This is a genomic window from Dactylosporangium aurantiacum, assembly GCF_000716715.1.
Lineage (GTDB): Bacteria > Actinomycetota > Actinomycetes > Mycobacteriales > Micromonosporaceae > Dactylosporangium > Dactylosporangium aurantiacum.
The window spans coordinates 63,335-86,638 of record NZ_JNYJ01000024.1; the positions used below are offsets into that span (position 1 = coordinate 63,335).

The 23,304-nt window shown below is 74.9% G+C and carries 24 protein-coding genes; 20 read left to right on the top strand and 4 right to left on the bottom strand.

Annotated features, from left to right (window positions below; all coding sequences use genetic code 11):
* Positions 1-43: 43 nt before the first annotated feature.
* From OP18_RS26300 to OP18_RS26330, 7 genes are all read left to right on the top strand, one after another.
* Positions 44-1,714, top strand: a complete 1,671-nt coding sequence (locus OP18_RS26300; protein WP_156089796.1) for an NB-ARC domain-containing protein — start codon at positions 44-46, stop codon at positions 1,712-1,714.
* Complete coding sequence (locus OP18_RS26305; protein WP_052387348.1) at positions 1,711-2,214, top strand: TlpA family protein disulfide reductase; 504 nt, start codon at positions 1,711-1,713, stop codon at positions 2,212-2,214. Before OP18_RS26300 ends, OP18_RS26305 begins: the two co-directional genes overlap by 4 nt.
* Positions 2,211-4,010, top strand: a complete 1,800-nt coding sequence (locus tag OP18_RS26310) for an ABC transporter ATP-binding protein (RefSeq protein ID WP_033361718.1) — start codon at positions 2,211-2,213, stop codon at positions 4,008-4,010. Before OP18_RS26305 ends, OP18_RS26310 begins: the two co-directional genes overlap by 4 nt.
* Entirely contained in the window at positions 4,007-4,483 is a 477-nt protein-coding gene (gene lepB / locus OP18_RS26315) for a signal peptidase I (protein ID WP_081971129.1), read from the top strand. Before OP18_RS26310 ends, lepB begins: the two co-directional genes overlap by 4 nt.
* Entirely contained in the window at positions 4,480-5,034 is a 555-nt protein-coding gene (locus OP18_RS26320) for a MauE/DoxX family redox-associated membrane protein (RefSeq protein WP_033361719.1), read from the top strand. Before lepB ends, OP18_RS26320 begins: the two co-directional genes overlap by 4 nt.
* A 64-nt stretch (positions 5,035-5,098) precedes the next feature.
* Positions 5,099-5,851: an SDR family oxidoreductase gene (locus tag OP18_RS26325; RefSeq protein ID WP_033361720.1), complete on the top strand. Its 753-nt coding sequence runs from the start codon at positions 5,099-5,101 to the stop codon at positions 5,849-5,851.
* A 1-nt stretch (position 5,852) separates the two neighbouring features.
* Positions 5,853-6,860, top strand: a complete 1,008-nt coding sequence (locus OP18_RS26330; RefSeq protein ID WP_156089797.1) for a sigma-70 family RNA polymerase sigma factor — start codon at positions 5,853-5,855, stop codon at positions 6,858-6,860.
* On the opposite strand, the gene OP18_RS26335 is transcribed toward OP18_RS26330, so the two are convergent.
* A complete protein-coding gene (locus tag OP18_RS26335) occupies positions 6,831-9,818 on the bottom strand; it encodes an AfsR/SARP family transcriptional regulator (RefSeq protein ID WP_052387349.1) in 2,988 nt (995 codons plus the stop codon). The two genes, OP18_RS26330 and OP18_RS26335, sit on opposite strands and share 30 nt — an antisense overlap.
* 109 nt (positions 9,819-9,927) lie before the next feature.
* Here OP18_RS26335 and OP18_RS53050 point away from each other — a divergent pair, with 109 nt between their 5' ends.
* The 9 genes from OP18_RS53050 (at position 9,928) to OP18_RS26380 (ending at position 18,232) form a co-directional block, all read left to right on the top strand.
* Positions 9,928-11,805 (top strand): serine/threonine protein kinase, encoded by a 1,878-nt coding sequence (locus tag OP18_RS53050; protein ID WP_081971131.1) that lies wholly within the window; start codon positions 9,928-9,930, stop codon positions 11,803-11,805.
* On the top strand, positions 11,802-14,150 hold the full coding sequence (locus OP18_RS26345; RefSeq protein ID WP_033361722.1) for an FHA domain-containing protein: 2,349 nt from the start codon (positions 11,802-11,804) through the stop codon (positions 14,148-14,150). The genes OP18_RS53050 and OP18_RS26345 overlap by 4 nt, the downstream gene beginning before the upstream one ends.
* A 23-nt stretch (positions 14,151-14,173) precedes the next feature.
* Positions 14,174-14,830: a hypothetical protein gene (locus OP18_RS26350; RefSeq protein WP_211273678.1), complete on the top strand. Its 657-nt coding sequence runs from the start codon at positions 14,174-14,176 to the stop codon at positions 14,828-14,830.
* Positions 14,831-14,908: 78 nt separating this feature from the next.
* Positions 14,909-15,370, top strand: coding sequence for an SRPBCC family protein (locus OP18_RS26355; protein WP_033361723.1), 462 nt, complete (start codon positions 14,909-14,911; stop codon positions 15,368-15,370).
* Positions 15,367-15,720 carry an ArsR/SmtB family transcription factor gene (locus tag OP18_RS26360; protein ID WP_033361724.1) on the top strand — a complete coding sequence of 118 codons (354 nt, stop codon included), beginning with the start codon at positions 15,367-15,369 and terminating at the stop codon, positions 15,718-15,720. Before OP18_RS26355 ends, OP18_RS26360 begins: the two co-directional genes overlap by 4 nt.
* A gap of 2 nt (positions 15,721-15,722) precedes the next feature.
* A complete protein-coding gene (locus OP18_RS26365) occupies positions 15,723-16,160 on the top strand; it encodes an SRPBCC family protein (RefSeq protein WP_033361725.1) in 438 nt (145 codons plus the stop codon).
* 132 nt (positions 16,161-16,292) lie between these two features.
* The gene (locus OP18_RS26370; RefSeq protein WP_033361726.1) at positions 16,293-16,895 is read left to right on the top strand and encodes a hypothetical protein; all 603 of its coding nucleotides are present in this window, start codon (positions 16,293-16,295) and stop codon (positions 16,893-16,895) included.
* Between the two features lie 110 nt (positions 16,896-17,005).
* Positions 17,006-17,479: a response regulator gene (locus OP18_RS26375; RefSeq protein WP_052387350.1), complete on the top strand. Its 474-nt coding sequence runs from the start codon at positions 17,006-17,008 to the stop codon at positions 17,477-17,479.
* A gap of 84 nt (positions 17,480-17,563) precedes the next feature.
* Positions 17,564-18,232, top strand: a complete 669-nt coding sequence (locus OP18_RS26380) for a VOC family protein (protein ID WP_033361727.1) — start codon at positions 17,564-17,566, stop codon at positions 18,230-18,232.
* A gap of 4 nt (positions 18,233-18,236) precedes the next feature.
* Here the strand turns inward: OP18_RS26380 and OP18_RS26385 are convergent, their stop codons facing one another.
* Positions 18,237-18,632: a RidA family protein gene (locus tag OP18_RS26385; RefSeq protein WP_033361728.1), complete on the bottom strand. Its 396-nt coding sequence runs from the start codon at positions 18,630-18,632 to the stop codon at positions 18,237-18,239.
* Between the two features lie 103 nt (positions 18,633-18,735).
* On the opposite strand from OP18_RS26385, the gene OP18_RS26390 reads away from it, so the two are divergent.
* On the top strand, positions 18,736-19,722 hold the full coding sequence (locus tag OP18_RS26390) for a helix-turn-helix transcriptional regulator (RefSeq protein WP_033361729.1): 987 nt from the start codon (positions 18,736-18,738) through the stop codon (positions 19,720-19,722).
* Positions 19,723-19,851: 129 nt separating this feature from the next.
* Complete coding sequence (locus OP18_RS60850) at positions 19,852-20,262, top strand: hypothetical protein (RefSeq protein ID WP_063745594.1); 411 nt, start codon at positions 19,852-19,854, stop codon at positions 20,260-20,262.
* Positions 20,263-20,326: 64 nt separating this feature from the next.
* Here OP18_RS60850 and OP18_RS26400 read toward each other — a convergent pair whose 3' ends face one another.
* Complete coding sequence (locus tag OP18_RS26400) at positions 20,327-20,701, bottom strand: MerR family transcriptional regulator (protein WP_033361730.1); 375 nt, start codon at positions 20,699-20,701, stop codon at positions 20,327-20,329.
* Between the two features lie 26 nt (positions 20,702-20,727).
* Positions 20,728-21,486: an SDR family NAD(P)-dependent oxidoreductase gene (locus tag OP18_RS26405; RefSeq protein WP_211273679.1), complete on the bottom strand. Its 759-nt coding sequence runs from the start codon at positions 21,484-21,486 to the stop codon at positions 20,728-20,730.
* 575 nt (positions 21,487-22,061) lie between these two features.
* Here OP18_RS26405 and OP18_RS26410 point away from each other — a divergent pair.
* Positions 22,062-22,268: a hypothetical protein gene (locus OP18_RS26410; RefSeq protein ID WP_033361732.1), complete on the top strand. Its 207-nt coding sequence runs from the start codon at positions 22,062-22,064 to the stop codon at positions 22,266-22,268.
* Positions 22,269-22,422: 154 nt separating this feature from the next.
* Complete coding sequence (locus OP18_RS26415; RefSeq protein WP_156089798.1) at positions 22,423-23,208, top strand: hypothetical protein; 786 nt, start codon at positions 22,423-22,425, stop codon at positions 23,206-23,208.
* Positions 23,209-23,304: the final 96 nt, after the last annotated feature.

Here is a 23,304-nt window from a genome sequence, read left to right on the forward strand (position 1 = left end):
CCGTGCTCAGGAACCGACCGATCGTCATCACGGGGGAAGACACATGCGAATGCCCGAACCGGAGCACGCGAACAGTCTGGACGACCTCGTCACCGCGCTGCGGCTGTTGAAGGCGTGGTCGCACGACCTGTCGTACGCGGCCATCACCCGGGCGGTGAACGACCGCTGGCAACGGGCGGGCCGGCCCCGCACCGAGCTGACCCGCAGGAGCACGGTCGCCGGCTACTTCACGTTCGGCCGCGCCCGCCTGGACGAGGACCTGCTGGTCGCGATCGTCCTGGCGCTGCACCCGGACGCCGGCTACGCCGAACGCTGGCGGGCCGCGCTGCGCGCGATCCGCGGCGACGCGACCACCGCGGCGCTCGTCGACGCCCGCGGCGACCTGCCGGACGCCCCGGACGGGTTCGTCGGGCGCCGCCCCGAGCTGCGGCGCCTCGACGCGCTCGCCGCCGGCGACACGGTGGTCATCCACGGCATGGCGGGCGCCGGCAAGACCTGGCTGGCGCTGCACGCCGCGCACCGCCTGGCGGGCGGCGCTCACGTCCGGCTGATGGCCGACCTGCGCGGGCAGCACCCGGAGGCGCCCGCCGCGTGCCCGTCGGCGGTCCTGGCCGGGTTCCTGCGGCATCTGGGGCTGCGGCCCGAGCAGATCCCGCACGACCTGGCCGGGCGGGCCGCGGCGTACCGGGCGCTGCTGCGCGACGTACCCGCGGTCATCGTCCTCGACGACGCCGCCGACGAGGACGGCGTCGCGCCGCTGCTGCCGGGCGGACCGCAGCACCTGGTGCTGATCACGAGCCGGCGCCGGCTGGGCGGGCTGCGCGGGGCCGCCCGCCTGCACCTGGGCGACCTGGACCCGGCCGACGCCCTTGACCTGCTACGCCGCGCGGCGGGGCGCGGCCGCGTCGACGCCGATGTCGCCGCCGCCCGCCGGATCACCGCACGGGTCGGCTGGCACCCGCATGCCCTGGCCGTCGTCGGTGGGCACCTGCGGGAGCACCCGGACTGGCCGGTGGCCGACTGCGCCCGGCCGGTGTGGCTGGCCCTCACCGGTGGCGTACGGTCCGCGCTCGCGGTCTCCTGCCGGGTGCTGCCGTCGGCGGCGCGGCGGGTGCTGCGGCTGCTGTCGCTGCACCCCGGCCACGACGTCGGCTGCCCCGCGGTCGCCGCGCTCGCCGGCACCGACGTCGGCAGCGTGCGCGAGGACCTGCACGCGCTGGTCGACGCGCACCTGCTGCGGCAGCCGGCCGACGGCCGGTTCGCGCTGCACGAGCTGGTCCGCGGCTACGCCGCCGAGCTCGTCGGCGTCGAGGAACGCGCCAGCCAGGTCACCGCGGCGACCGCCCGGCTGTTCGACTACTACCGGCGCACCGCCGCCGTCGCCGTCCGGCAGCTCGACACCCCCGTCGCTGCGGCCGTCGACACGGGCGCCGGTGACGGCCGGCACCGCGCCCGGCACACCGGCGAGGCGTGGCAGTGGCTGGCGCTGGAGCACGCCAACCTGCTGGCCGTCACCGCCCGGGCCGCCGACCGCGGCTGCGCACGGACCGCCCGGGACCTGGCCACCTCGCTGTGGCGGTACCAGCGGGCGAGCGAGGCCCGCCGCACGGTGGCCGAGATCGTCCGGGGTGGCACACCGCCACCCCGGACCTGGGTCACAGTGCGGACACGCAACGTCCTTGCCACGCGGAACTCTTCGAGGAGTAAGCCATGACCGCACTGACATTCGCAGTCGTCCTGGTCGGCGCGCTGTGCGTGCTCAACCTGCTGCTGACGTTCGGGGTGATCCGGCGGCTGCGCGACGGCGACCGTCCCGCCGCCGGCGCCGCGCCACAGCCGCCGATGGCACCGGTCGGCACCGCCGTGCGCGGCGGCCCCACCGGGTGGGACGGCGAGACCCTGGTCGGGTTCTTCAGCCCCGGCTGCGGCCCGTGCGAGCGGCAGCTGCCCACCTTCGTCGAGGTCGCCGGCGCCCGGCCCACGCACCGGGTGGTGGCCGTCGTCTACGACCCGGCCGGGCAGTCGGCGGCCCTCGTCGCGACGCTGCGGCAGGTCGCCCAGGTCGTCGTCGAGGACACCCCGCACGGCGCGCTGCAGACCGCGTTCCAGGTCAACGGGTACCCCAGCTACTGCATCGTGCGTGACGGCGTCGTCGTCGCGGTCGCGGGCCGCGCCGCGGACCTCGACGACCAGGTGGCCCGGACCGCGGCATGACCCGGACCTTCCGGCACGTCGTCGCCCTGGTCTGGCGCGCCGCCCCGCGCACGGCCGGCCTGTCGCCCCTGCTCGCCCTCACGGCCGGGCTCACCCCGGTGGTGACCGCGTGGCTGACCAAGCTCGCCATCGACGACCTCGTCGCCGGCGCGCCGGCGCGGCCCCTGCTGGGGCTCGCCGCGGCGCTGGTCGCCGTCGCCGTGACCGCCGCGCTGGTGCCGCACTGCGGTGAGTACCTGCGCGTCACCCTCGGCCGGACCGTCGGCGCGCACAGCCTGGACCGGCTGTTCACCGCGGTGGGCCGCTTCAGCGGGCTGGCCCGCTTCGAGGACCCCGCGTTCCAGGACCGGCTGCGGCTGGCGCAGCAGGCGACGGCGACGTCGTCGCAGCTGGTCGACGACGCCCAGCAGGCACTGCGCGGGCTGCTCACGGTCGCCGGGTTCGCCGGGTCGCTGGTCGCGCTGAACCCGGTGATGGCCGGCGTCGTGGCGCTCGCCGCGGTGCCGACGGTCGCCGCCGAGCTGTCCCTGGCCCGCCAGCGCGCCGACCTCATGTGGCGGGTCGGCCCGGTCGAGCGGCGCGAGGCGTTCTACGCGCAGCTGCTCGGCGGCACCGCCGCGGCGAAGGAGATCCGGCTGTTCGGGTTCGGCGGGTGGCTGCGCGACCGGATGCTCGCCGAGCGCCGCGACGCCGACCGGGCCAAGCGGGTCATGGACGCCCGCGACGCCAGGACCCAGAGCGTCCTGTCCGGCGCGGCGGCGCTCGTCGCCGGTGGCGGGCTGGTCTGGGCGCTGCTGGCGGTGCGGGCCGGCGGCCTCACCGTGGGCGACCTGTCGATGTTCGTCGCCGCGGTCGCCGGTGTGCAGGCCGCCCTGTCCGGGGTCATCAGCCAGTACGCCGGCATCCACCACCAGCTGCTGCTGTTCACCCACTACCTGGACGTGGTCACCGCCGGGCCCGACCTGCCCGAGCCGGACCGGCCGTGCGCCGTGCCACCGTTGCGCGACGGCATCGAGCTGCGCGACGTGTGGTTCCGGTACAGCGACGAACACCCCTGGGTGCTGCGCGGGGTGAACCTGCACATCCCGCACGGCACGGCGGTGGCCCTCGTGGGGCTGAACGGCGCCGGCAAGAGCACCCTGGTGAAGCTGCTGTGCCGGTTCTACGACCCGACCGCCGGCACGGTGTACTGGGACGGCGTCGACATCCGCCGGTTCCGCCCCGAGGACCTGCGGGCCCGGCTCGGCGCCGTCTTCCAGGACTACGTCACCTACGACCTGACCGCCCGGGAGAACATCGCGGTCGGCGACCTGGGCGCCCTCGCCGACGACGAGCGCATCACCGGGGCGGCCCGGCTCGCCGGCGTCCACGACGTGCTGCGAGGGCTGCCCCGCGGGTACGACACGCTGCTGACCCGGATGTTCTTCGACCACGCCGACAAGGCCGACGCCGACACCGGGGTCGTGCTGTCCGGCGGGCAGTGGCAGCGCCTCGCACTCGCCCGGGCGTTCCTGCGCGAGCGGCCGGACCTGGTCATGCTCGACGAGCCCAGCGCCGGGCTGGACGCCGAGGCCGAGCACGAGCTGCACCGCCGGATCCGGCGGCACCGGGGCAGGCACACCAGCCTGCTCATCTCGCACCGGCTCGCCGCCGTCCGCGACGCCGACCTGATCGTGGTCCTGGCCGACGGCGTGGTCGCCGAGCTCGGCGCGCACCCGGCGCTGGTGGCCCGCGGTGGGCAGTACGCGCGCCTGTTCGCGTTGCAGGCGTCCGGGTACCGGGAGGAGGCGGCGTGACACCGGCACTCATCGGCGCCGCCGCCCTGGCCGCCGTCGTTGCGGGCGGGCTCGGCTGGCTGCGGCTGCGCTGGCTCACCGTCACCGTCGCCGGGCCCAGCATGCTGCCGGCGCTGCGCCCCGGCGACCGGGTCCTGGTCCGGCGGACCCGCGCCGGCCGGGTCCGGACCGGGCAGGTCGTGGTCCTCGACACCGGGCCCGTGCCGATCATCAAGCGGGTGGCGGCGCTGCCCGGCGACCCCGTGCCGCCCGGCCTCACCGAAGTCCTCACTGCCGCCACGGGCTCCGGGGCGGGCGGCGGGACTGGCGGCGGGGACGGTGCGGCGTCCACCGGTGGCCGGGTGCCGCCGGGGCGGCTGCTGCTGCTCGGCGACAACCGCGGCCGCAGCGTCGACTCCCGCCAGCACGGCTACTACGACGCCGCCCACCTGGTCGGCGTGGCCGTCCGGCCGCTGCCGAGGAGGCGGCCGTGACGTACCTGCTCATCTGCTGCCGGCTGCTGCTCGGCGTCGTGTTCCTGGTCGCGGTGACCGGCAAGCTGCGCGGCCCGGCCGCCTTCACCGCCTTCGTGTCGTCGGTCCGCCGGATGCGGGTGCTGCCGGCGGCGCTGGCCCGTCCCGCGGCGACGGCGGTGGTCGCCGCCGAGGCGACGATCGTGGCCGCGGCGGCCGTACCGGTGCACGCGGCCGGCGTGCTCGCGTTCGCGACGGCGGCGGCCCTGCTCACCGCGCTCACCGCCGGCATCGTGACGTCGCTGGCCCGCGGCGGCCAGGAACCGTGCCGCTGCTTCGGCACCGCCGACACCCCGCTCGGCGCCCGGCACGTCGCCCGCAACGCGGCACTGGCCGCGGTGGCCGGCACCGGGCTGCTCGCCGGCCTGCTCGCCGCGCCGACCGGCGCCGGGCCGCTCGCCGCGCCGGTCGACCCGGCGCTCGCCGCGGTGGCCGCGGCCGGCGGCGCGGTGGCGGGCGCGCTGATCGTCATGCTCGACGACATCGTCGCGCTGGCCCGACCGCACCGGTGACTTTTCCGGCCGGGATCCGTCTGTACCCGCATGAGACAGCAGCGAGAGGTACTGGAGGCGACCGGTGGCTGAGTCGTGGGGTTCCACCGCGGTCGTCACGGGGGCGAGCCGCGGGTTCGGGCGGGCGGTCGCGGGCGCGCTCGCCGGCCGGGGCGCCACGGTCGTCGGGGTCGGCCGCACCGCGCCCACCCTGCGGGCCACGGCGGCGCAGCTCGGGCCGGCGTTCCTCGCCGAGCCCGGCGACGCGACGGATCCGGCGCTGGCGCAGCGGATCCTGCGCGAGCACCGGCCCGGCCTGGTGGTGCTGAGCGCGGGCGCGCAGCCGCCGGCCGGGCCGTTCCACGAACTGGCGTGGGCGGACTTCGCGCGCAACTGGGAGATGGACGTGCGGCAGGCGTACGAGTGGTGCGGCGCGGCGCTGCGGCTGCCGCTCGCGCCGGGCAGCGTCGTGGTGGTGCTGTCCAGCGGCGCCGCGCTGGGCGGCTCCCCCGTCAGCGGCGGGTACGCGGGCGCGAAGGCCACCGTCCGGTTCGTCACCCGGTACGCGCAGGAGGAGTCGCGGCGCGCCGGGCTGGGCATCCGGTTCGTCGCACTGCTGCCGCAGCTGACCCCGGACACCGGGTTCGGGTTGGCGGCGGTCGCGTCGTACGCGCGCCGCCGCGGCGCCGACCTGACCGCCACGATCGACGGGATGCGGCCGTACCTGACCGCGGACCAGCTCGCCGACGCGGTCGTCGCGCTCGCCGGGGGCGGGGACCAGGACGCGGTGTCGTACACGGTGAGCGCGGCGGGATACTCGGCCGTGGAGGGGGGCTGAGGTGACGGTGGAGTTCCAGGCGCGGACCGAGCCGTTCCGGCGCGAGCTGCTGGCGCACTGCTACCGGATGCTCGGCTCCTTCCACGACGCCGAGGACCTGGTGCAGGAGACGTACGTGCGGGCCCTGCGCGGGTACGCGGGATTCCAGGGCCGCTCGTCGGTGCGGGTGTGGCTGTACCGGATCGCGACCACCGCCTGCCTGGACCACCTGGAGGGGCGGCGGCGCCGGGCGCTGCCGTCCGGGCTCGGCGCCCCGGAGCACGACCACCGGGTCCGGCTCGTGCCCGGCGCCGCCGACGTGCCGTGGCTGGGGCCCGCCCCGGACCACCGGCTGGGCGTCGGCGACGACCCGGCCGACATCGTGGCCGCGCGGTCCGGGGTGCGGCTGGCGTTCGTCGCGGCGCTGCAGCTGCTGCCGGCCCGGCAGCGGGCGGTGCTGATCCTGCGTGACGTGCTGGCGTGGCGGGCCGCCGAGGTGGCCGAGGTGCTGTCCACGACGACGGTCGCGGTGAACAGCGCGCTGCGCCGCGCCCGGGACACGCTCGCGCCGGTCGTCGCCGACGACCTGTCCGAGCCGCCCGACCCGGCGACCCGGGCGGTGCTCGACCGGTACGTGACCGCGTTCGTCCGCGCCGACGTCGACGCCCTGGTCGGGCTGCTGCGCGCGGACGTGGAGCTGGAGATGCCGCCGATCCCGACGTGGTTCACGGGCGCCGACGCGGTCGGCCGGTTCCTGGCCGAGCGGGCGGCGCTGTGGCCGGACCGGTGGCTGGTGCGGCACACCAGGGCCAACGGCGGCCCGGCCCTGGCCATGTACGTGCTGGACCCCGGGCGTCACGAGTACGCGGCGCACGGGATCACGCTGCTGTCGCTGCTCGGCGGCAGGGTCTCGCGGGTCGTCGTGTTCAACGACGAGACGCTGTTCCCGGTCTTCGACCTGCCCGTCACCGAGCCGGCACGGGCCGCGGCACGGGCCGCCTCACGGGCGCAGGGTGAGGCCCGCCGGTAGGTGCAGGGCGGACTCGTCCAGCCCCAGCCCGCCGAGCACCGACCGCCACCTGCCGCGGTACGCCGCGGCCGCCGCCTCGTCGCCGGCGGCGGCCGCGACCCGTTCGAGGCGGGCCAGCCCGCGGGCGGTCTGCACTGTCGCGCCGATGCGCTGCCAGATGCCCACGGCCTGGTGCAGGGCGGCGGTGGCGTCGGACCAGCGGCCCTCGGCGGCGGCCAGGTCGCCGAGGGCACGCAGGGTCTCGGCATGGCCGTCGGGGCGGTCGACGGTGCGGTGCACGGCGAGGGAGCGCTCCAGTCGCTGCGCCGCCTCGGCGAGCCGGCCCTGCCCGGTCGCCACGTCGGCGAGTGCCTGCTCGACGTACGCGGTGCCGAGGTCGTCGCCGACGGCGAGGCTGGTCCGCAGCGCCGCGGTGAGCGCGTGTCCGGCGTCGTCGAGCCGGCCGGCGGCGGTGAGTGCCAGGCCGTAGTGGTACCGGCGCAGCGCCGCGCGCAGCGAGCCGGGCGGCGGCGTGTCGACGGCGAGGGCCTCCTCCAGCAACGACACGGCGGTGGCGGCGTCGCCGGTGTCCCAGCGGGCGAAGCCGAGGGTGTCCAGGGTCTCGCCGAGCAGCGGACCCGGCGCGGCCCGGCCGCGCGCGGTGGCCACGGCGCGTTCCAGGCGGTCGAAGGCCTCGTCGAACCGGCCGAGGCGCAGTGCGCCGAGCCCGGCGTTGCGCAGGGCGAGGACCTGCAGCTCCACGTCGCCGAGCGCAGTGGCGACGGCGAGCTGCTCGGCGGCGACGGCGGGCAGCCGCGGGTGCTCGTCACGCTGCAGGTGCGCCTTGAACAGCGCGTCGAGCAGCCGCGCCAGCAGCCGGTGCGAGCCGCCGGCCCGCGCGCCGCGGATCGCGGTGCGCAGCGTGTGCTCCCAGTCGTCGGCATAGCCGCGGTTGCCCAGGAACGTCGACATCCGCAGGGCGAGGGCGGCGGCGACGTCGGGCAGGTGCGCGGCGGTGGCCTGGTCGACCGCGGCGACCAGGCCGGCGCGTTCGGTCTCGAACCAGTCCAGGGCGCCGGCGCGCACCGCCCGGGCACCGTCCTCGGGCGGCGACGCGGGCCGCGGGCCGGGTGCGCCGGTCGCGTCGCCGAGCAGCTCGTCGGCCGCGCCGGCCAGCGCGAGCCAGCCGTCCAGCAGCCGGTGCACGGCCCCGTCCCGCTCGGCCGGCGGCTCGTCGGTGCGGTGGCGTTCGCGGGCGTACTCGGCGACGAGCTCGTGCAGCCGGAACCGGTCCTGCCCGGTGGCGTCGCGGCCCAGCGGCTCCACCAGGTGCACCTCCGCCAGCTGGTCGAGGACCGTGCGGGCGTGCGGGGCGGGCGCGTCCAGCAGGGCCTGCGCGACCCACCGCGGCCAGTCCGCGGCGGTGACCAGGCTCAGCCGCAGCAGCAGCCGCCGGGCGTCGGCGGGCAGCGCGTCGTGGCTCAGCGCGATGCTGGCCCGCACGTCGAGGTCGCCGACGGTGAGCTCGTCGAGCCGGCCGCGCTGCGCGGCCAGGCGCCGGCGCAGCTCGTCGAGGGGTGTGCCGGGGCGCACGGCGAGGCGGGCGGCGACGATGCACACGGCGAGCGGCAGCCCGCCGCAGAGCCGCACGATCTCCCGCGCGGCCGCCGGGTCGGCGGCGACGCGGGCCTCGCCGGCGCCGGTGGCCAGCAGCCGGACCGCGTCGGCGGCCGGCAGCGCCGGCACCACGAACCGGGCCACGGGCAGCAGCGCCGCGAGCTGCCGGCGGGAGGTGACCAGGACCCCGCCGGACCCGGTGAGCAGCGGCCGCAACTGCGCCTCGTCGGCGGCGTCGTCGAGCACCACCAGCATCCGGGCGGCGGCGAGGTGGCTGCGGTACAGCGTGACCCGCTCCTCCGGGTCCGCGGGCAGGTCGGCGGCGGGGACGCCGAGCGCCCGCAGGAACCGCTCCAGGATCCGGTGCGGGTCGGCCGGGGTGCCGTGGCTGCCGCGCAGGTCGGCGTAGAGCTGCCCGTCCGGGTACACGGTACGCAGCCGGTGCGCGACGGCCACGGCGAGGCCGCTCTTGCCGACCCCGCCGGGCCCGACGAGCAGCACCACGGGCGCGCCGGTGCCGTCGAGCCGGCCGGCGATCTCCTCGAGCAGCGGGCCGCGGCCCGCCAGCTCGACCGCCGGCGGGAGCTGCCGCGGCACCGGCCGGGCGGGTGGCGCGGCCGGCGGGGCGACCGGCCGCCCGTGCAGGATGCGCCGTTGCGTGGCACGCAGCAGGGGACCCGGTTCCATGCCGACGTCGTCGACCAGGCGCCGGTACGCGCGGCGGTACACGGCGAGCGCCTCGGCCCGGCGGCCCGCGCCGGCGAGAGCCAGCATCTGGTGGCGGTACAGGCGTTCCGCGTACGGGTGCGCGGCCACCAGCGGTTCGACCTCGCGCAGGACGGTGTCGTGGTCGCCGAGGGCGAGCGCCACGTCGAGCTTGACCTCGGCCGCGGCGAGCCGCTCCCGGTGCAGCGTCTCGCGGAGCGCCGCGACGCCCGGGCCGTCGAGGTCGGCGAGGGCCGGCCCGCGCCACAGCGCCAGCGCCCGGTCCAGCAGGGCCAGCGCGGCGGTGTGGTCGCCGGCCTCGGCCGCGGCGCGCCCGCGTTCGGCGAGCGCGCGGAAGTCGGCGAGGTCCAGCCGGTGCGGTCCGAGGCGCAGCGTGTACCCGGTGGGGCGGGTCTCGATCAGCGCGGGGTCGACCGGCCGGTACCGGCGGCGCAGCCCGCTGACGAGGTTGTGCAGCTGCGCCTTCGCCGAGCTGGGCGGGGCCTGCCACAGCGCGGCGATGAGCAGGTCGGTGGGGCTGAGCCGGTCGGCGTCGACGAGGAGGCAGGCGAGCACCAGCCGGGCCCGCCCGCCGCCGGCGGGCAGCAGCCGGCCTTCCTCGCGGACCTCGACCGGCCCCAGCAGTCCGAAACGCACAGGCCATTGATACCGCACGCGGCCGCTAACAAGGCGCTAACAACGACCTGATCGGGGCGCTGCGGCTCCGTTACGCTCGCCCGGCATTCGCCCGGAGCTGAAGGAACTGGTGAGAGATCTCGTGTCGACGGACGGGGGCCCGTGCTACGTCGGTCCGGTGGACGCGCCGCAGCGGTACGAGCTGGTGGAGCGGCGGGCCGCCGGGGGTGAGGGCGAGGTCTGGCTGGCCCGCGAGCATCACGGCGCCGCGTCGTTCCGGTACGCGGTGAAGATGATCCGCATCGATGACGACGCGGTCGCCGAACGGCAGCTGGAGGACCTGCGGCTGCAGGCGGCGCTGGCCACGCAGGTGGAGCATCCGGCGCTGGTGAAGGTGAAGGAGGTCTTCGTCGGCCCGCCGCCGCACGCCGCGGGCCAGGAGACGGCCGGCGGCCGCCGGCTGTACTTCGTGATGAAGTGGATCGACGGCCACGACCTGCAGGAGGCCCTGGAGCGCGGCGAGGTCCGCGGCCTGGACGTGCTCGCGTCGCTGGAGCCGGTCGCGGAGGCCGTCGACCACCTGCACAGCGGCCGGGACACCAACGGCGCGGCGGTCATCCACCGCGACATCAAGCCGGCGAACGTCCTGCTCGCCGCCGACGGCCGGGTGTACCTGGTGGACTTCGGGCTGGTCCGGCTGCGCAGCACCGACCGGACCTCGCGGATCTTCGGCACCGCGCCGTTCATGGCGCCGGAGTCCCTCGCCCGCGGCGAGTACACGCCGGCGACCGACCGGTACACGCTCGGCGCGACGGTCTACTACGCCGTGACCGGCGAGGCGCCGGTGGCCGGGGACGTCGACGGCATGACGCAGCGGCTCGCCGCGGCGCTCGGGCCGGGCCACGACCGGCAGATCCGCGGCGTCGTGGCGATGCTCGCGATCCAGCCCGACGCGCGGCCCGCGTCGGCCGCCGGCTGGATCCGCGCGCTGCGCTCGGCGCCGCCGCAGACGACGGCGGGCCTGGGGCTGCCGGCGCTGCCAGCGACCACCGGCCCCGGGTACGCGTCGCCGCCGACCACCGGTCCGGGGTACCCGTCGCCGCCCACGTCCGACGCCGGGTTCGCACCACCGCCGACGTCCGGGCCCGGGTTCGCGCCGCTACCGGCGTCCGGGGGCGGGACGACGGCGTATCCGTTGCCGCCCGGTTCGTTCGCCGGGGCGCCGGCGTCGCCCCGGCCGGTCGACTACCCGATGCCGCCGACGGCGCCGCCCGGCGGGCACCTGGGCGCCGGCCAGCCGAAGACCGGCACCGGCAGGACCCTGCTGGTGACGATGGGCGTGGTGCTGGCGCTCGTCGCCGGGTGCTGCTTCTCCCTGTACAAGTTCGGCTCGTCGCTGGACGGCTCCGGCGGCGGCGGCCCGGGCTCGGGCCGGCCCGGCGCCACCCGCTCGTTCGACAAGAGCCGCCCGCCGCCGCCGGTGACCGAGCTGCGCTCGGCGCTCGTGTCGGTCGGTGACATCGCCGCGGTCATGAGCGCCGCGCCGAACACGGTCGAGACCCGCTCCGAGGACTCGTACCTGCGGGGCGGGCTGGCCAAGCTGCAGCTGTGCGCCGGCGGCGCGGTCGCCGGGGACGCCATCGCCGGCACCGAGACCAACAACTTCAAGGTGACCGGCGCTAAGGGCTACCCGTTCGTGGGATCGGCGGTGGCCGGGTTCTACAGCGACGAGGCGAAGGCCTTCTTCACCGCGCTGCGCGCCACGGCGGGGCGCTGCGGCTGGTCGCAGATGCAGACCCCGGCGCTCGGCGAGGAGAGCCTCGGCATCTTCTCCGACAACGGCGACACCGACAAGGTCGCGATCGTGTTCGTGCGCGGTGGCCAGGTCGTCGTCGAGGTCGCGGTCACCGGGGCGTATTTCCTGTCCGGCACCCGCGGCAGCTACCAGTCCGACGCGATCCAGCTCGCCACCGCGATGGCGAAACGGCTGCCGAAGGGCGGCTCGTGACCGTGACGGCGCTGCTGATCGGCACCCCCGACGGGGTGCGCCGCGTCGGCCCGGAGGAGCAGGTGCTGCGCATCGGCCGGGACCCGCTGTGCCGGATCGTGGTCGAGGACCCCCGGGTGTCCCGTGAACACGTCGAGGTGCGGTTCGGCGCCGGTGGGTGGCGGCTGCGCGACCTGGGCAGCCGCAACGGCACGTTCGCGGCGGGCGCGCGGATCGACGAGCTCGACCTGGCGCGGCCGTGCCAGATCCGGCTGGGCGCGGTCGACGGCCCGACGCTCACCCTGCGCCTCGAGCACACCGCACCGCCGCCGACCGTGGCGGCCGAGCACGCCGCGCTGCCGCGGACCGTGGCGGCCGCACCGGCCCCCGCCGCGTCCGGGCCGCGGTTCGAGGCGGGCCGGGTGCCGTCGGCGACCTACCGCGCGGCGCGGCGCACCAGGATCGGGCGCGCCCCGGACAACGACATCGTGCTGGCCGACCTGCAGGTGTCGCGGTACCACGCCGAACTGGTGCGCACCGACGGCGGGCTGCGGCTCGTCGACCTCGGCACCCGCAACGGCTCGTTCGTCAACGGCCGCCGGGTCGGCGAGGCCGACCTGCGCTCCGGCGACCTGCTGTCGTTCGGGCGGCACCAGCTCGTCGTGGACGGCGCGCAGCTGCGCGAGTACGTCGACACCGGCCGGGTCTCGCTGCGGGTGCAGGGGCTCGGTGTCACGGTCGCCGGTGGCAAGCGGCTGCTCGACCGGGTCGGCTTCGAGCTCGGCGAGTGCCAGCTGCTCGCCGTGGTCGGGCCGAGCGGGGCCGGCAAGTCGACGCTGCTGGGCGCGCTGACCGGGTACCGTCCGGCGAACGAGGGCGCGGTCGTGTACCAGGGTCGGGACCTGTACGCCGAGTACGACGACCTGCGCCAGCGGATCGGCCTGGTGCCGCAGGACGACATCCTGCACGCCGCGCTGAGCGTGCGCCGGGCGCTGCGGTACGCGGCGGCGCTGCGGTTCGGCGCCGACGTCACGGCCGGCGAGCGGGAGCAGCGCATCGACGAGGTGCTCGGCCAGCTCGGCCTGAGCGGCCACGCCGAGCAGCGCATCGACACGCTGTCGGGCGGCCAGCGCAAGCGCACGTCGGTGGCGCTGGAGCTGCTCACCGAGCCGTCGCTGCTGTTCCTGGACGAGCCGACCTCCGGGCTGGACCCGTCGCTGGACCGGGACGTGATGCTGAGCCTGCGCGACCTCGCCGACCGTGGCCGCACCGTCGTCGTGGTCACGCACAGCCCGTTGCATCTCAACGTCTGCGACCGGGTCCTGGTGCTCGGGCGGGGCGGCAAGGTCGCCTACTTCGGCCCGCCCGCCGACCTGCTGGCGTTCTTCGGCGCCGACGAGTACGCCGACGTCTTCAAGCGGGTGTACGACGACCCGGACGGCTGGGCCGCGCGGTACGCCGTCATGGTGACCCCGCCGCCGGTGAGCACCGGCGCCCCGGCCGGCGGCGACGCGCCGGCACCGGCGGAGCCGCCACCGGCGAGGCAGGGGTGGTGGCGGCAGCTGACCATCCTGACCCGGCGGATGGCCGCGGTGACCCTCGCCGACCGGATGTACGCGGCGCTGCTGCTCGGGCTGCCGCTGGGCCTCGCCGCGCTGCTGTACGTGATCCCCGGCGGCGACGGGTTCGCCCGGCCGGACAACCCGCTGGGGCGCAGCGCCGAGGCGGCGCAGCTGACCGTCGTGCTCATCATCGGGGCGGTGTTCTTCGGGCTCGCCGGCGGCGTGCGGGAGCTGGTGCGGGAGCGGCCCGTGTACCGCCGGGAACGCGCGGTCGGGCTCGCGCCGGGTGCGTACCTCGGCTCGAAGGTGCTCGGGTTCGCCGCGGTGAACGGGGTGCAGGCGGCGCTGTTCGTGCTCGTGGGTCTCGCCGGGCGGCCGGGGGCGCAGGAGGCGCTCGCCCTGCGCTGGCCGCTGCTGGAGCTGATCGCGGTCGTGTGGCTGACCGCGCTGGTCTCCACCGTGACCGGGCTGCTCGTCAGCGCGTACGTCTCGACCGGTGAGCAGACGATGCCGGTCCTCGTGGGGCTGGTGATGGCGCAGCTGGTGCTGTGCGGCGGCCTGTTCGCGGTGGTCGGCCGCGCCGGCGTGGAGCAGCTGTCGTGGCTGGCCCCGGCCCGGTGGGGGTACGCCGCGGCGGCGGCCACCGTCGACCTGCGGGCGCTGGCGGTGGACCCGAGCGCGGACGCGCTGTGGCGGCACACCGCGGCGGCGTGGTGGTGGGCGGTCGGTGTCCTCGCGCTGCAGGGCGTGCTGGTCACCGTCGCCGGCAGGTGGGCGCTGCGGCGCCACGAGCCGGGCCGTTGACCGGCCGGGAAGCGGAGGTACCGGTGCGGCGCAAGAGCGAAGACCCGCGGCAGGCAGCGTTGCGCGAGGGGTGGAGCAGCGCCTGCCAGCTGTACGGGTACCTGCACGGCGGCGGTGACCTGGTCGCGCTGCCGCCGGGCGCGGTCCGGCTCAACCCTGACGAGGTGGCCTACGGCGACGCCCTGCTCGGCTACGCCCGCTTCTACGGCACCACGGTGACGTACCAGCAGAGCAGCACGATGCTGATGGGCTCGACGACGTTCGTGGCCGCCGGGCTGGCCGCGAACGCGATCGGCAACGCCGCGGCGCGCAACCGGGCGCAGGCGCAGGCGGCCCACCAGTGGCGCGACCACGCGACGGTCCGCACGATCCTCACCAGCCAGCGGGTGCTGTGCGACTACCGCGGCAAGTGGCTGAGCTTCTGGCACACCGGGGTCGTGGAGCTGCAGGGCGACGTGGCGCAGTGGCTGTTCGTGCTGCGGTACGAGGTCGGTGACCCGGTCATGCTGCACGGCCCGGCGGCGCCGTGGTTCGCGGTGAGCGTCGCCCGGCTGGTGTACGGCCCGGGTGGGCTGCACCTGCCGGCCCTCGCACCGCTGGCCCGCGCGTACCTCGAGGCGACGGGCGGCCAGCGGATGCTCGGCGGCCCGCCCGGCCCTCAGGCGCTGCCTCCTGCCTGACATTGCGCAACTTTTGGTTGCACATCTGCCCGTCGCGGGTTAGGTTGTGAAGCAACCAAAGGTTGCAGGAGGCATGACATGGAGCTCGGCACGATCGAACGCGAGATGTACGTCGAGGCACCGCCGGAGGTGGTCTTCGACGTGGTGAGCAACCCCGAACACATCAAGCAGTGGTGGCCCGACGACGCCCGCTACGAGGCGACGCCCGGCTTCACCGGCGACATCGTCTTCGGCGACTGCAACGACGGCGGCACGGTGGTGCCGTTCACGGTCGTCGACGTCGAGCCGCCGCACCGGTTCTCGTTCCGCTGGACGCAGCCGGTCGACCAGCCCGCCGCGGAGGGCAACTCGCTGCTGGTCACCTTCCAGCTCACCGCGTCCGGCGCCGGGACGCTGCTGCGCTTCAGCGAGACCGGGTTCCGCGAGCTGGGCTGGGAGGCGGCCGTGCTGGAGGAGCAGTACCGCGAGCACGTCGCCGGCTGGGACCACTTCCTGCCCCGCCTGACCACGTACGTCGCCGCCCTGCGGGTGCGGCAATGACCAGCCCGGCGCCCGTCGTCGACGACGAGCTGTGGTCGGCGATCGGCGACCCGGTCCGCCGCCGGATGCTGGACCTGCTGCTCGCCGAGGGCGTCGGCACGGCCACGACGCTGAGCCTGCAGCTGCCGGTCACCCGCCAGGCCGTCGCCAAGCACCTCACCGTGCTGGACCGGGTCGGCCTGGTGCGCTCGACACCGGCCGGGCGGGAGAAGCGGTACCACGTCGACGACGCGCAGCTGGCCCGCGCCGTGGCGCAGCTGTCCTCCGTCGGCGCGACGTGGGACGCCCGGTTGCGCCGCATCAAGCAGATCGCCGAGGCGATCCACCGAACCCAGACCAAGGAGGAATGACCATGACCGACATCCTGCACCGCATCGGGGTCAAGGACGCCACACCGCAGCAGGTGTACGACGCACTCACCACCGTCGAGGGCCTCGCGGCCTGGTGGACCGACGACACCAAGGAGCACGACGGCGTCCTGCAGTTCCGGTTCCCGCCCGTCGGCGGGTTCGACATGCAGGTCGTGGAGGCCCGCCCGGCCGAGCGGGTCACCTGGCGGGTGGTGGACGGCCCCGAGGAGTGGATCGGCACCACCATCGACTGGAAGCTGCGGCGCGACGGCGACTACACGATCGTGCTGTTCGAGCACCTCGGCTGGAAGGAACCGGTCGAGTTCATGTACCACTGCAGCACCAAGTGGGCGTCCTACCTGCTGAGCCTCAAGTCGCTGGTCGAGACCGGCCAGGGCGCGCCGGCCCCGCGGGACGTGCGGATCAGCGACTGGCACTGACCACCTCCCTCACGTTGCGTCGATTCTTGCGTCGGTATCCGTGATCGGCACAGAATCCGAGGGAGCGCGGGCCATCGGCGGCCCGCAGGTCGCACCGCCGGACCACGGCCGGCGTTGCCGGAGAGGTGTGCCATGGACCTGGACGACCTCTCCGGCACGACGCCCCTGCAGCAGATCGCCGGGCGGGTGAGCCGGCAGCTGCACGACCGCGGCATCCTGGCGCCGTCCTGGCTGGTCCAGATCATCGTCGAGCAGCACCTCACCGGGGCCCACCCCGCGGCGGCGCTGGAGATGGACGCGCTGGACGCCGCGACCGCGCAGGACCTGGCCAGCGCGATCGCCGACAGCGTCGTCGCGTCCGTGTCCGGGCCGGCGGCGGCCGGCTCCCCGGCCGCCCTGGACCTCGACGACGCCGGGCGGCTCCTGATGACCCTCGGCGTCACCACCCACTGCGCGCTGCTCAACGCCGGCCGGCTGCAGCCGGCCCTGGCGGCGGTCCTCGGCCGGGTGGCGAGCTGCATGATGATGATCGGGTCGGCCGCCCAGGACGCGCACCGCGCCGGCGACGCCACCCTCCTGCTGCCGCCCGACACGGTCGAACTGGCGCACCAGGCGGTGGCCGGCACCCTGGCGGAGCTGCTGGCCGGCCGGTGGACGGTCGTCGGCGACGAGGACGCGCGCACCGCCGTGCTCGTACTGCTGCAGGACGGGCTGTCCCGGCTGCGCACGAGCTGAGCGCGGGTCGCCTCGCTCCGTGGTGGTGAGCCGGTCCGCGGGCATCCCCCGTACGATGTCGTGGAGCGCGCCCGCCCCCGGCGGCGGACCGACCACGAAAGAGAACCGCGATGCCGACTGAGCCAGCCGTCCTGCAGGTCCTGCTCGTCGAGGACGATCTGGCCGACGTGGCCCTGATGGAGAGCGTCTTCGAGGATCACCGCATCAACAGCGAGCTGCACCACGTGGCCGACGGCGAGGAGGCGATGGCGTTCCTCTACAAGGAGGAGCCCTACACCGACGCGCCGCGCCCCGACCTGATCCTGCTGGACCTCAACATGCCGCGCGTCGACGGCCGCCAGGCGCTCACCCTCATCAAACAGGACGACAAGCTCAAGTCGATCCCGGTGATCGTGTTCACCACGTCGTCGACGGACAGCGACATCATGGCCAGCTACAGCCGCAACGCCAACGCGTTCATCACCAAACCGATCGACCTCGACCAGTTCGAGCACGTCGTCGCGGAGATCCGCAACTTCTACGGGCACACCGTCACCCTGCCCAGCCGGGTCTCCGACCCCACCCGGCTCGACGAGGCCGACTGACCGCGCCGCACCGGCCGCATTCCGGTTGCGTCACGGCGGACCCACCGACGAGCGGTCCGGTACCACGGCCGGTAATCTCGCGCCGTGCTGCCAACCGTCGAGGCCTCGGTGCCGGTGCTGTACGTCAACGACATCGACCGGTCCCAGGCGTTCTACGCCCTGCTGGGCTGGTCCGTGCTGCGCACCGGCGGTGGCGGGACGGCCAGCTGGCGCTACCTCGGCAGCGGCGAGCACACCATCCTCCTCGCCGCCGTGCAGCCCCGGCTGATCACCGTCGAGCTGCCGCTGCTGGTGTACTTCTACCTCGACGACCTCGAGGCGGCGCTGCGCAGCCTCGCCGACGGCGGGTACCAGGCGGAACGGGTCGGCTACCCGGACCACGCGCCCGGCGGCGAGGCCCGCGTCCTCGACCCCGACGGCAACGTCGTGCTGCTGGGCCAGCGCACCGCGGTCGCCGCCGCCGACCGCAAGGCCGCCACCGGCGCCGAGGCCAGGTTCTCCCTCATCCAGCGGGCGGCCGAGGCGGTCAGCCTGCGCGGCGGCGCCCCGGAGCGCTGCCAGGTCGGCCAGCTCGACGGCACCCCCTGCACCGCGGCCGCCCAGGTCAAACTCACCGACTCCTGGGGCGACTCGGTCTGGGGCTGCACCGACCACAGCGAAGAGGTCCTGCTGACGGTCCGGGGCGCCTTCATCGCCGTGGAGGACGCCGAGGGCCTGGGCCGGTTCCTGCAGGGCCGGACCGCCCGCCGATAGCCGGCTACCCGACGGCGGTCGCCTCCAGCTCGACCATCAGGGTGGGGATCGCCAGCCGGGCCACCCCGAGCATCGTCGTGGCCGGCGCGACCTTCGCCGCGCCGAGCCGCGCGGCCAGCACGCCGTAGTGCGCGAACAGCGCGTCGACGTCGGTGGTGTAGACGTTGAGGCGCACCACGTCCGCCAGGGACATGCCGGCCTCGCCGAGCACCGCCTCCAGGTTGTCGAGGCTCAACGCCAGCTGCGCCGCCAGGTCACCGGCGTGCTGGGGCTCGCCGTCGCCGCTCATCGCGGTCTGCCCGGCGCAGAACAGGGTGCGGGTGTGCCCGGCGACGAGCTCACCCTGGTTATACCCCAGCTCCACCGACCACGACCACGGGTTGACCGCCGACCGATCCATCTCAGCTCCATTCCGTCGTGCGCGGGCGCCGTGCCCACGTACCGGTGAGCCTGCCAACGAATCACGACAACCTGTGTCGTGTATTTCTGGCATAGTCTCGACCATGCGGGCCGACCGGCTGGTCTCGCTGGTGCTCCTGCTGCGCCAGCGCGGTCGGCTGACCGCGGACACCCTCGCCCGCGAGCTGGAGGTCTCCACCCGCACCGTGCTGCGCGACATCGAGGCCCTGTCCGCCGCCGGCGTCCCCGTCTACGCCGAACGCGGCCGGCACGGCGGGTTCGCCCTGCTGCCCGGCTTCCAGACCGAGCTCACCGGCCTGAACCACGACGAGGCGCTCGCCCTGCTCATCGCCGGCTCCCGCCGCGGCGCGCAGGCGTTCGGCCTCGGCTCGGCGCTCGCCTCGGCGATGCTCAAGGTGCACGACGCGCTGCCCGACCGCTACCGCGACACCGCCGCCGGCGCCATCGAACGGCTCCTCATCGACCCCGAGACCGATCTGCTGTCCCGCCGCCTCCCCGCCGACGAGGTGCCCGACACCGTCGTGGCCGAGGTCCGGCGCGCCGTGCTCACCGGACACAGGTTGCGCATCCACTACGCCCCCTTCGGCAAGCCCCCGGCGTGGCGCACCGTCGACCCGATCGGCCTGGTCACCGTCCGCGAGCAGGGGTACCTGCTGGCCACCAGGTCCGGTGAGGACCGCACGTACCGGCTGACCCGGATCCATGCCGCCGAGCAACTCCCCGAACCCGCCCAACGCCCGGCCCGCGTCGACCTGGACCGCGCCTGGCAGGAGCGCAGCACCCGCTTCCGCACCGGCGGCGACACGGTCACCGCCCTGGTCCGCGTCCACCCCGACCGCCGCGAGGACCTGGTGGGCACGGCCCTGGCGGTCCTGGCCGAGGACACCGACGCGGACGGCTGGCTCCGCCTGGAGGTGACCTTCCAGGACCGCCGCCACGCCCAGTGGGCCCTGTGGCAGCTCGCCCTGCAGGCCGAGGCCCTGTCCCCCGCCTGGCTGCGAGCCGCCCTGCACGACCGCGCCACCGCGATCGCCAACCGCTACGCCGACGGCCGGTCCGCCGGCGCCTAGTGCGGTGACGCGGCCCACGATCGACGGGAAGCGGCCCGTCGTGCTGCTCCAGGGAGGTGCGGGGCCGGATTCCTGGCCATACGGCTCGTCGAACCGGCCACCCCAGAGCGGAAGCTCGGGTTCGTCCTGATGTCTGGCGAGCGGGCGGTAGACGTCGAGGAGGCCGGACCGGACCCACGAGCCATCGGCATCGAGGTCTTCCTCGGAGCCGAGGAGGGCCCGGCGGACAGTGGCGCGGTCCGAGTGGTGCTGCCTCAGGACGGGAAGGTCTTCTGCACCTGGGGCACGACTGTCAGCGAAGCGTCGCTGATCAGGCGGATCGGCGCTCTGACCCCAGCCAAGCAGCACTGGTTGGATGTCGCCTTTGCGCTCAGTGTGACTGCCCCAGCGGCCACCGGCACTGATCGCGGTCGTGTGGCAGGCCGGCCGAGCCGGGCAGCGGCCCGCCGCGCCTCACTGACGGCGCTGGGTGAGGCATCCGATCAGGATCGGCACCATCCGCTCATGCAGTTGGCCAGCCTGCTGCCGGCGCGGGCGTGAGTGGTGGTTGATGCGGTGAAGCGCGCCAGCTTTCCGGCGATGTGAGCAAGCCGTCAGACAAGCGTCAGGCGGTCAGCGGGTGGATGCGATCGGCGGTCCTCTCCCGAAGTGCGGCTTCCAGCCGGTCGCGGGCGTCGGCCTGGGCGGCGATCCGTTCGTTGAGGACCGCCAACCGTGCCAGCGCGACCCGCAGGCCCGTGTCCGAAGGCGGCGCGGCCGCGACATCGCCGTCCAGGCATGGCAGGAACACGCGCACGTCGTCCAGGGTGAGCCCGGCGGCCAGCAGATGACGGATGTTTCGGACCCGAACCGGGGCCCGCTCGTCGTAGATGCGGTAGCCGTTGGAGGCTCGTTCGGAGGAGATCAGCCCGGCCTGCTCGTAGTGCCGCAGCGCACGAGCGGTCGTCCCAGTTGCTTCGGCCAGCTCACCGATCCGCACCCCATCCCACCTCCCGTGCCGCTCCGTCAGGCTACAACCGCGCCCCCGTCGACCGGGAGCACTACCCCGGTGACGAACGATGCTGCCGGCGCGGCGAGCTGGATGATCGCCCAAGCCACCTCCTCGGGACGACCGATCCGGGCCAGCGGGGTGTGCGCGAGTTGCCACTGCCGCACCGCAGCCATCCGCTCCGGCGTGAGGCCTTGATGCTCGCCGATGGGGGTGTCGATCGCGCCGGGAGCGACCGCCACCACTCGAATCCCGCGGGGGGCCAGTTCGACCGCCCAGCTGCGGGTGAGGAGTTCCAGGGCGACCTTGGTCGCGGCGTAGATCGAGTTGCCGGGCCAGGCCCGCTGTCCCACCGCCGTACTGACGTTGACGATCACCCCGCCGAAGGCCTCCAGCAGCGGCAGCGCGGCCTGGGCCAACAGGATCGGCGCGACGAGGTTGGTAGCGACCTGCGCCGCGATCAGCTGCGGGGTCAACTTGCCGAGGGTGCCGCCGCGTACGATGCCGGCGTTGTTGACCAGCACGTCCAATCGGCCGTATGTCTCCGACACCGATTGGACGATCTGCTGCGGCCCGTCCTCGGCGGTGATGTCGACGGGCAGCGGCGTGATCCGGCAATGCCCGGCCGCGGTCTCCCTGAGCGGTTCGCTTCGCCGTCCGATCGCGACGACGTGGGCGCCATCATCGGCGAAGGCGCGGGCGGTGGCCCGGCCGATGCCGCTGCCGGCTCCGGTGACAGCGACGATCCTGACGCTCTGCGGTGCGGTGCTGTTCATGCCGGTCATCGTGCAACCCTGCCGCCTGCGGCAAGGTCAATGTTCGCAACCGCGCGAGCAAGCTGTCCGGACGTGGCAGGCCGCCCAGCGCCTCGCTCCCCGATCACGTATCCGCTCATGGCACCCCTCTGTGTCAAGAGCCCGTGAGTGGGGGTGTTCTGGAGTGGGTGGCGGCGGGTCCGGGAAGTGGCTCCTCCGACGTGCTGGCCGTCGGGATTGAGCCGGCCGCGCTGGATTCCAGTGTCGCTCCCGCTTGCCCTCCCGGGCCCGTCCGCCTGCGTCGTGCGTCCTTGACCATCTATTGACAGACCACTGCCGCAGACCACTGCCGCAGACCGCTGGCGCATAACGCGGCGACCGCCACGCAGTGCGCGTCGGCCGGGTCGGTCTTGCGGCCCTGCGCAGTGTCGAACAACCGCCGACCCGGCCAACCAGCTCCACGAGTACGGCGACGTCTCCGTGCACTTCGCGGCGGCGTGCCGGAAGCGGGAAGGCACCGACAACGACCGTTGGGCGCTCACCGCGGCGGGCCGGGACTGGCTCGCCCGGCACGACACCGGACCGAAGGAGACGACATGACCCGCCGCCTGCAGCAACGCCGAACCGTCATGGTGGTGCTCACCGCGCTGCTCCTGACGCCGAGTCTCAGCGGCTGCCTCCGGACCACGTCCGGCACATGCGACGCCTTCACGATGGCGGTCGCGGGCAAACCGCGCGGCAGCAAGGGCAGCGGCAGCAAGTCGAAGAACGGTACGAAGTCGAAGACCGTTGGCGGTGACTGATGATCCCTGGCGTCGCGGTTGGCTCTGGACATTCCCGCCCTGGATCACGGCCAGCTCGCCGTCCCGCGGGTCGAGCCCGCGTAACGAGATGGGCGCGCGACGACGCGGAGCGGAACTGGTTCCCCGTCCGCGCTGCTGTGCGATGCTGCCCGGCATGCGTTGGCGGGTGAGCGTCGCCGGGGCCGGGTTCGTCGTGGTCCTGGTGCTCGTGGAGGTGCTGTTCGGCGTCGGCGGGCCGAGCGAGCGGTGTGCGACCGTGTTGGCGGCGGTTGCGCCGCTGGGTTGCGCGGTGATCCTCGCGCAGCGCCCGCGTGTTGCCGTCGCCGCGGTGGCGGTGCTGGCCGTGGGGCTGCTCGCGCTGGGCGTCTGGGTCAGGCCGCCGGAGGGCGCGCTGTTTCCGCCTCCGCAGGATTGGCTGGTGCCCTACTACGGGTTCGCGCTGCTGGTGGTCCTTGTGCTGCTCGGCATGCTGCTGTCGGGCTGGCAGCGGCTGGTGGTGGTACCGGTGGCCGCCGTTGGGGTGACGACGCTGTTCTGCTCGGCTCAAATGACGTTCTTCGTCGTCCCGCTGAACCCGTCTGGCGGCCGCCCGTCGAGCGAGGTCCGGGAAGCTGATTTCCTGCCCCTGCCGGACGAGCTGGCTGTGCACGAGTTCAAACCCGACTGCAGCGGTGCGCATACTCCGTGCACACGGTTTTACGAAGTATGGAGCCGGCACGGCGCGTCGGCCGCGCAGGTCATGGACCGTGCCGCTGCGGCCTTGCGGGACCGGGACTGGCCGATGACCGCCAGCGGCGACGTGTACGAAGGTTGCCGTCCGGTCCGTGGGGTGTTCACCTGGGAGCGGCAATGTCTGTCGCTGTATGCAACCGACCGGTTCATCCAGCCGCGTCGCACCAGCCACCCCGGCGCCATCGTGCTGTGGGCATCTACCGGTTGATCAGACGCCTGTCCGGGAGTAACGGCCGCTCAGGACCACATGCTCACCTGCCGCCGATGAGCGGTCGCGTGCTGCTGACCGGTTGGCTCTCGACGC

What these genes read in the sequence shown, in the direction of transcription:
- OP18_RS26300 (WP_156089796.1), top strand. Translation starts at nt 44, where the DNA reads ATGCGAATGCCCGAACCGGAGCACGCGAACAGTCTGGACGACCTCGTC.
- OP18_RS26305 (WP_052387348.1), top strand. Translation starts at nt 1,711, where the DNA reads ATGACCGCACTGACATTCGCAGTCGTCCTGGTCGGCGCGCTGTGCGTG.
- OP18_RS26310 (WP_033361718.1), top strand. Translation starts at nt 2,211, where the DNA reads ATGACCCGGACCTTCCGGCACGTCGTCGCCCTGGTCTGGCGCGCCGCC.
- OP18_RS26355 (WP_033361723.1), top strand. Translation starts at nt 14,909, where the DNA reads ATGGAGCTCGGCACGATCGAACGCGAGATGTACGTCGAGGCACCGCCG.
- OP18_RS26360 (WP_033361724.1), top strand. Translation starts at nt 15,367, where the DNA reads ATGACCAGCCCGGCGCCCGTCGTCGACGACGAGCTGTGGTCGGCGATC.
- OP18_RS26365 (WP_033361725.1), top strand. Translation starts at nt 15,723, where the DNA reads ATGACCGACATCCTGCACCGCATCGGGGTCAAGGACGCCACACCGCAG.
- OP18_RS26370 (WP_033361726.1), top strand. Translation starts at nt 16,293, where the DNA reads ATGGACCTGGACGACCTCTCCGGCACGACGCCCCTGCAGCAGATCGCC.
- OP18_RS26375 (WP_052387350.1), top strand. Translation starts at nt 17,006, where the DNA reads ATGCCGACTGAGCCAGCCGTCCTGCAGGTCCTGCTCGTCGAGGACGAT.
- OP18_RS26385 (WP_033361728.1), bottom strand. Translation starts at nt 18,632, where the DNA reads ATGGATCGGTCGGCGGTCAACCCGTGGTCGTGGTCGGTGGAGCTGGGG.
- OP18_RS26390 (WP_033361729.1), top strand. Translation starts at nt 18,736, where the DNA reads ATGCGGGCCGACCGGCTGGTCTCGCTGGTGCTCCTGCTGCGCCAGCGC.
- OP18_RS60850 (WP_063745594.1), top strand. Translation starts at nt 19,852, where the DNA reads ATGTCTGGCGAGCGGGCGGTAGACGTCGAGGAGGCCGGACCGGACCCA.
- OP18_RS26405 (WP_211273679.1), bottom strand. Translation starts at nt 21,486, where the DNA reads ATGAACAGCACCGCACCGCAGAGCGTCAGGATCGTCGCTGTCACCGGA.
- OP18_RS26410 (WP_033361732.1), top strand. Translation starts at nt 22,062, where the DNA reads ATGACCCGCCGCCTGCAGCAACGCCGAACCGTCATGGTGGTGCTCACC.
- OP18_RS26415 (WP_156089798.1), top strand. Translation starts at nt 22,423, where the DNA reads ATGCGTTGGCGGGTGAGCGTCGCCGGGGCCGGGTTCGTCGTGGTCCTG.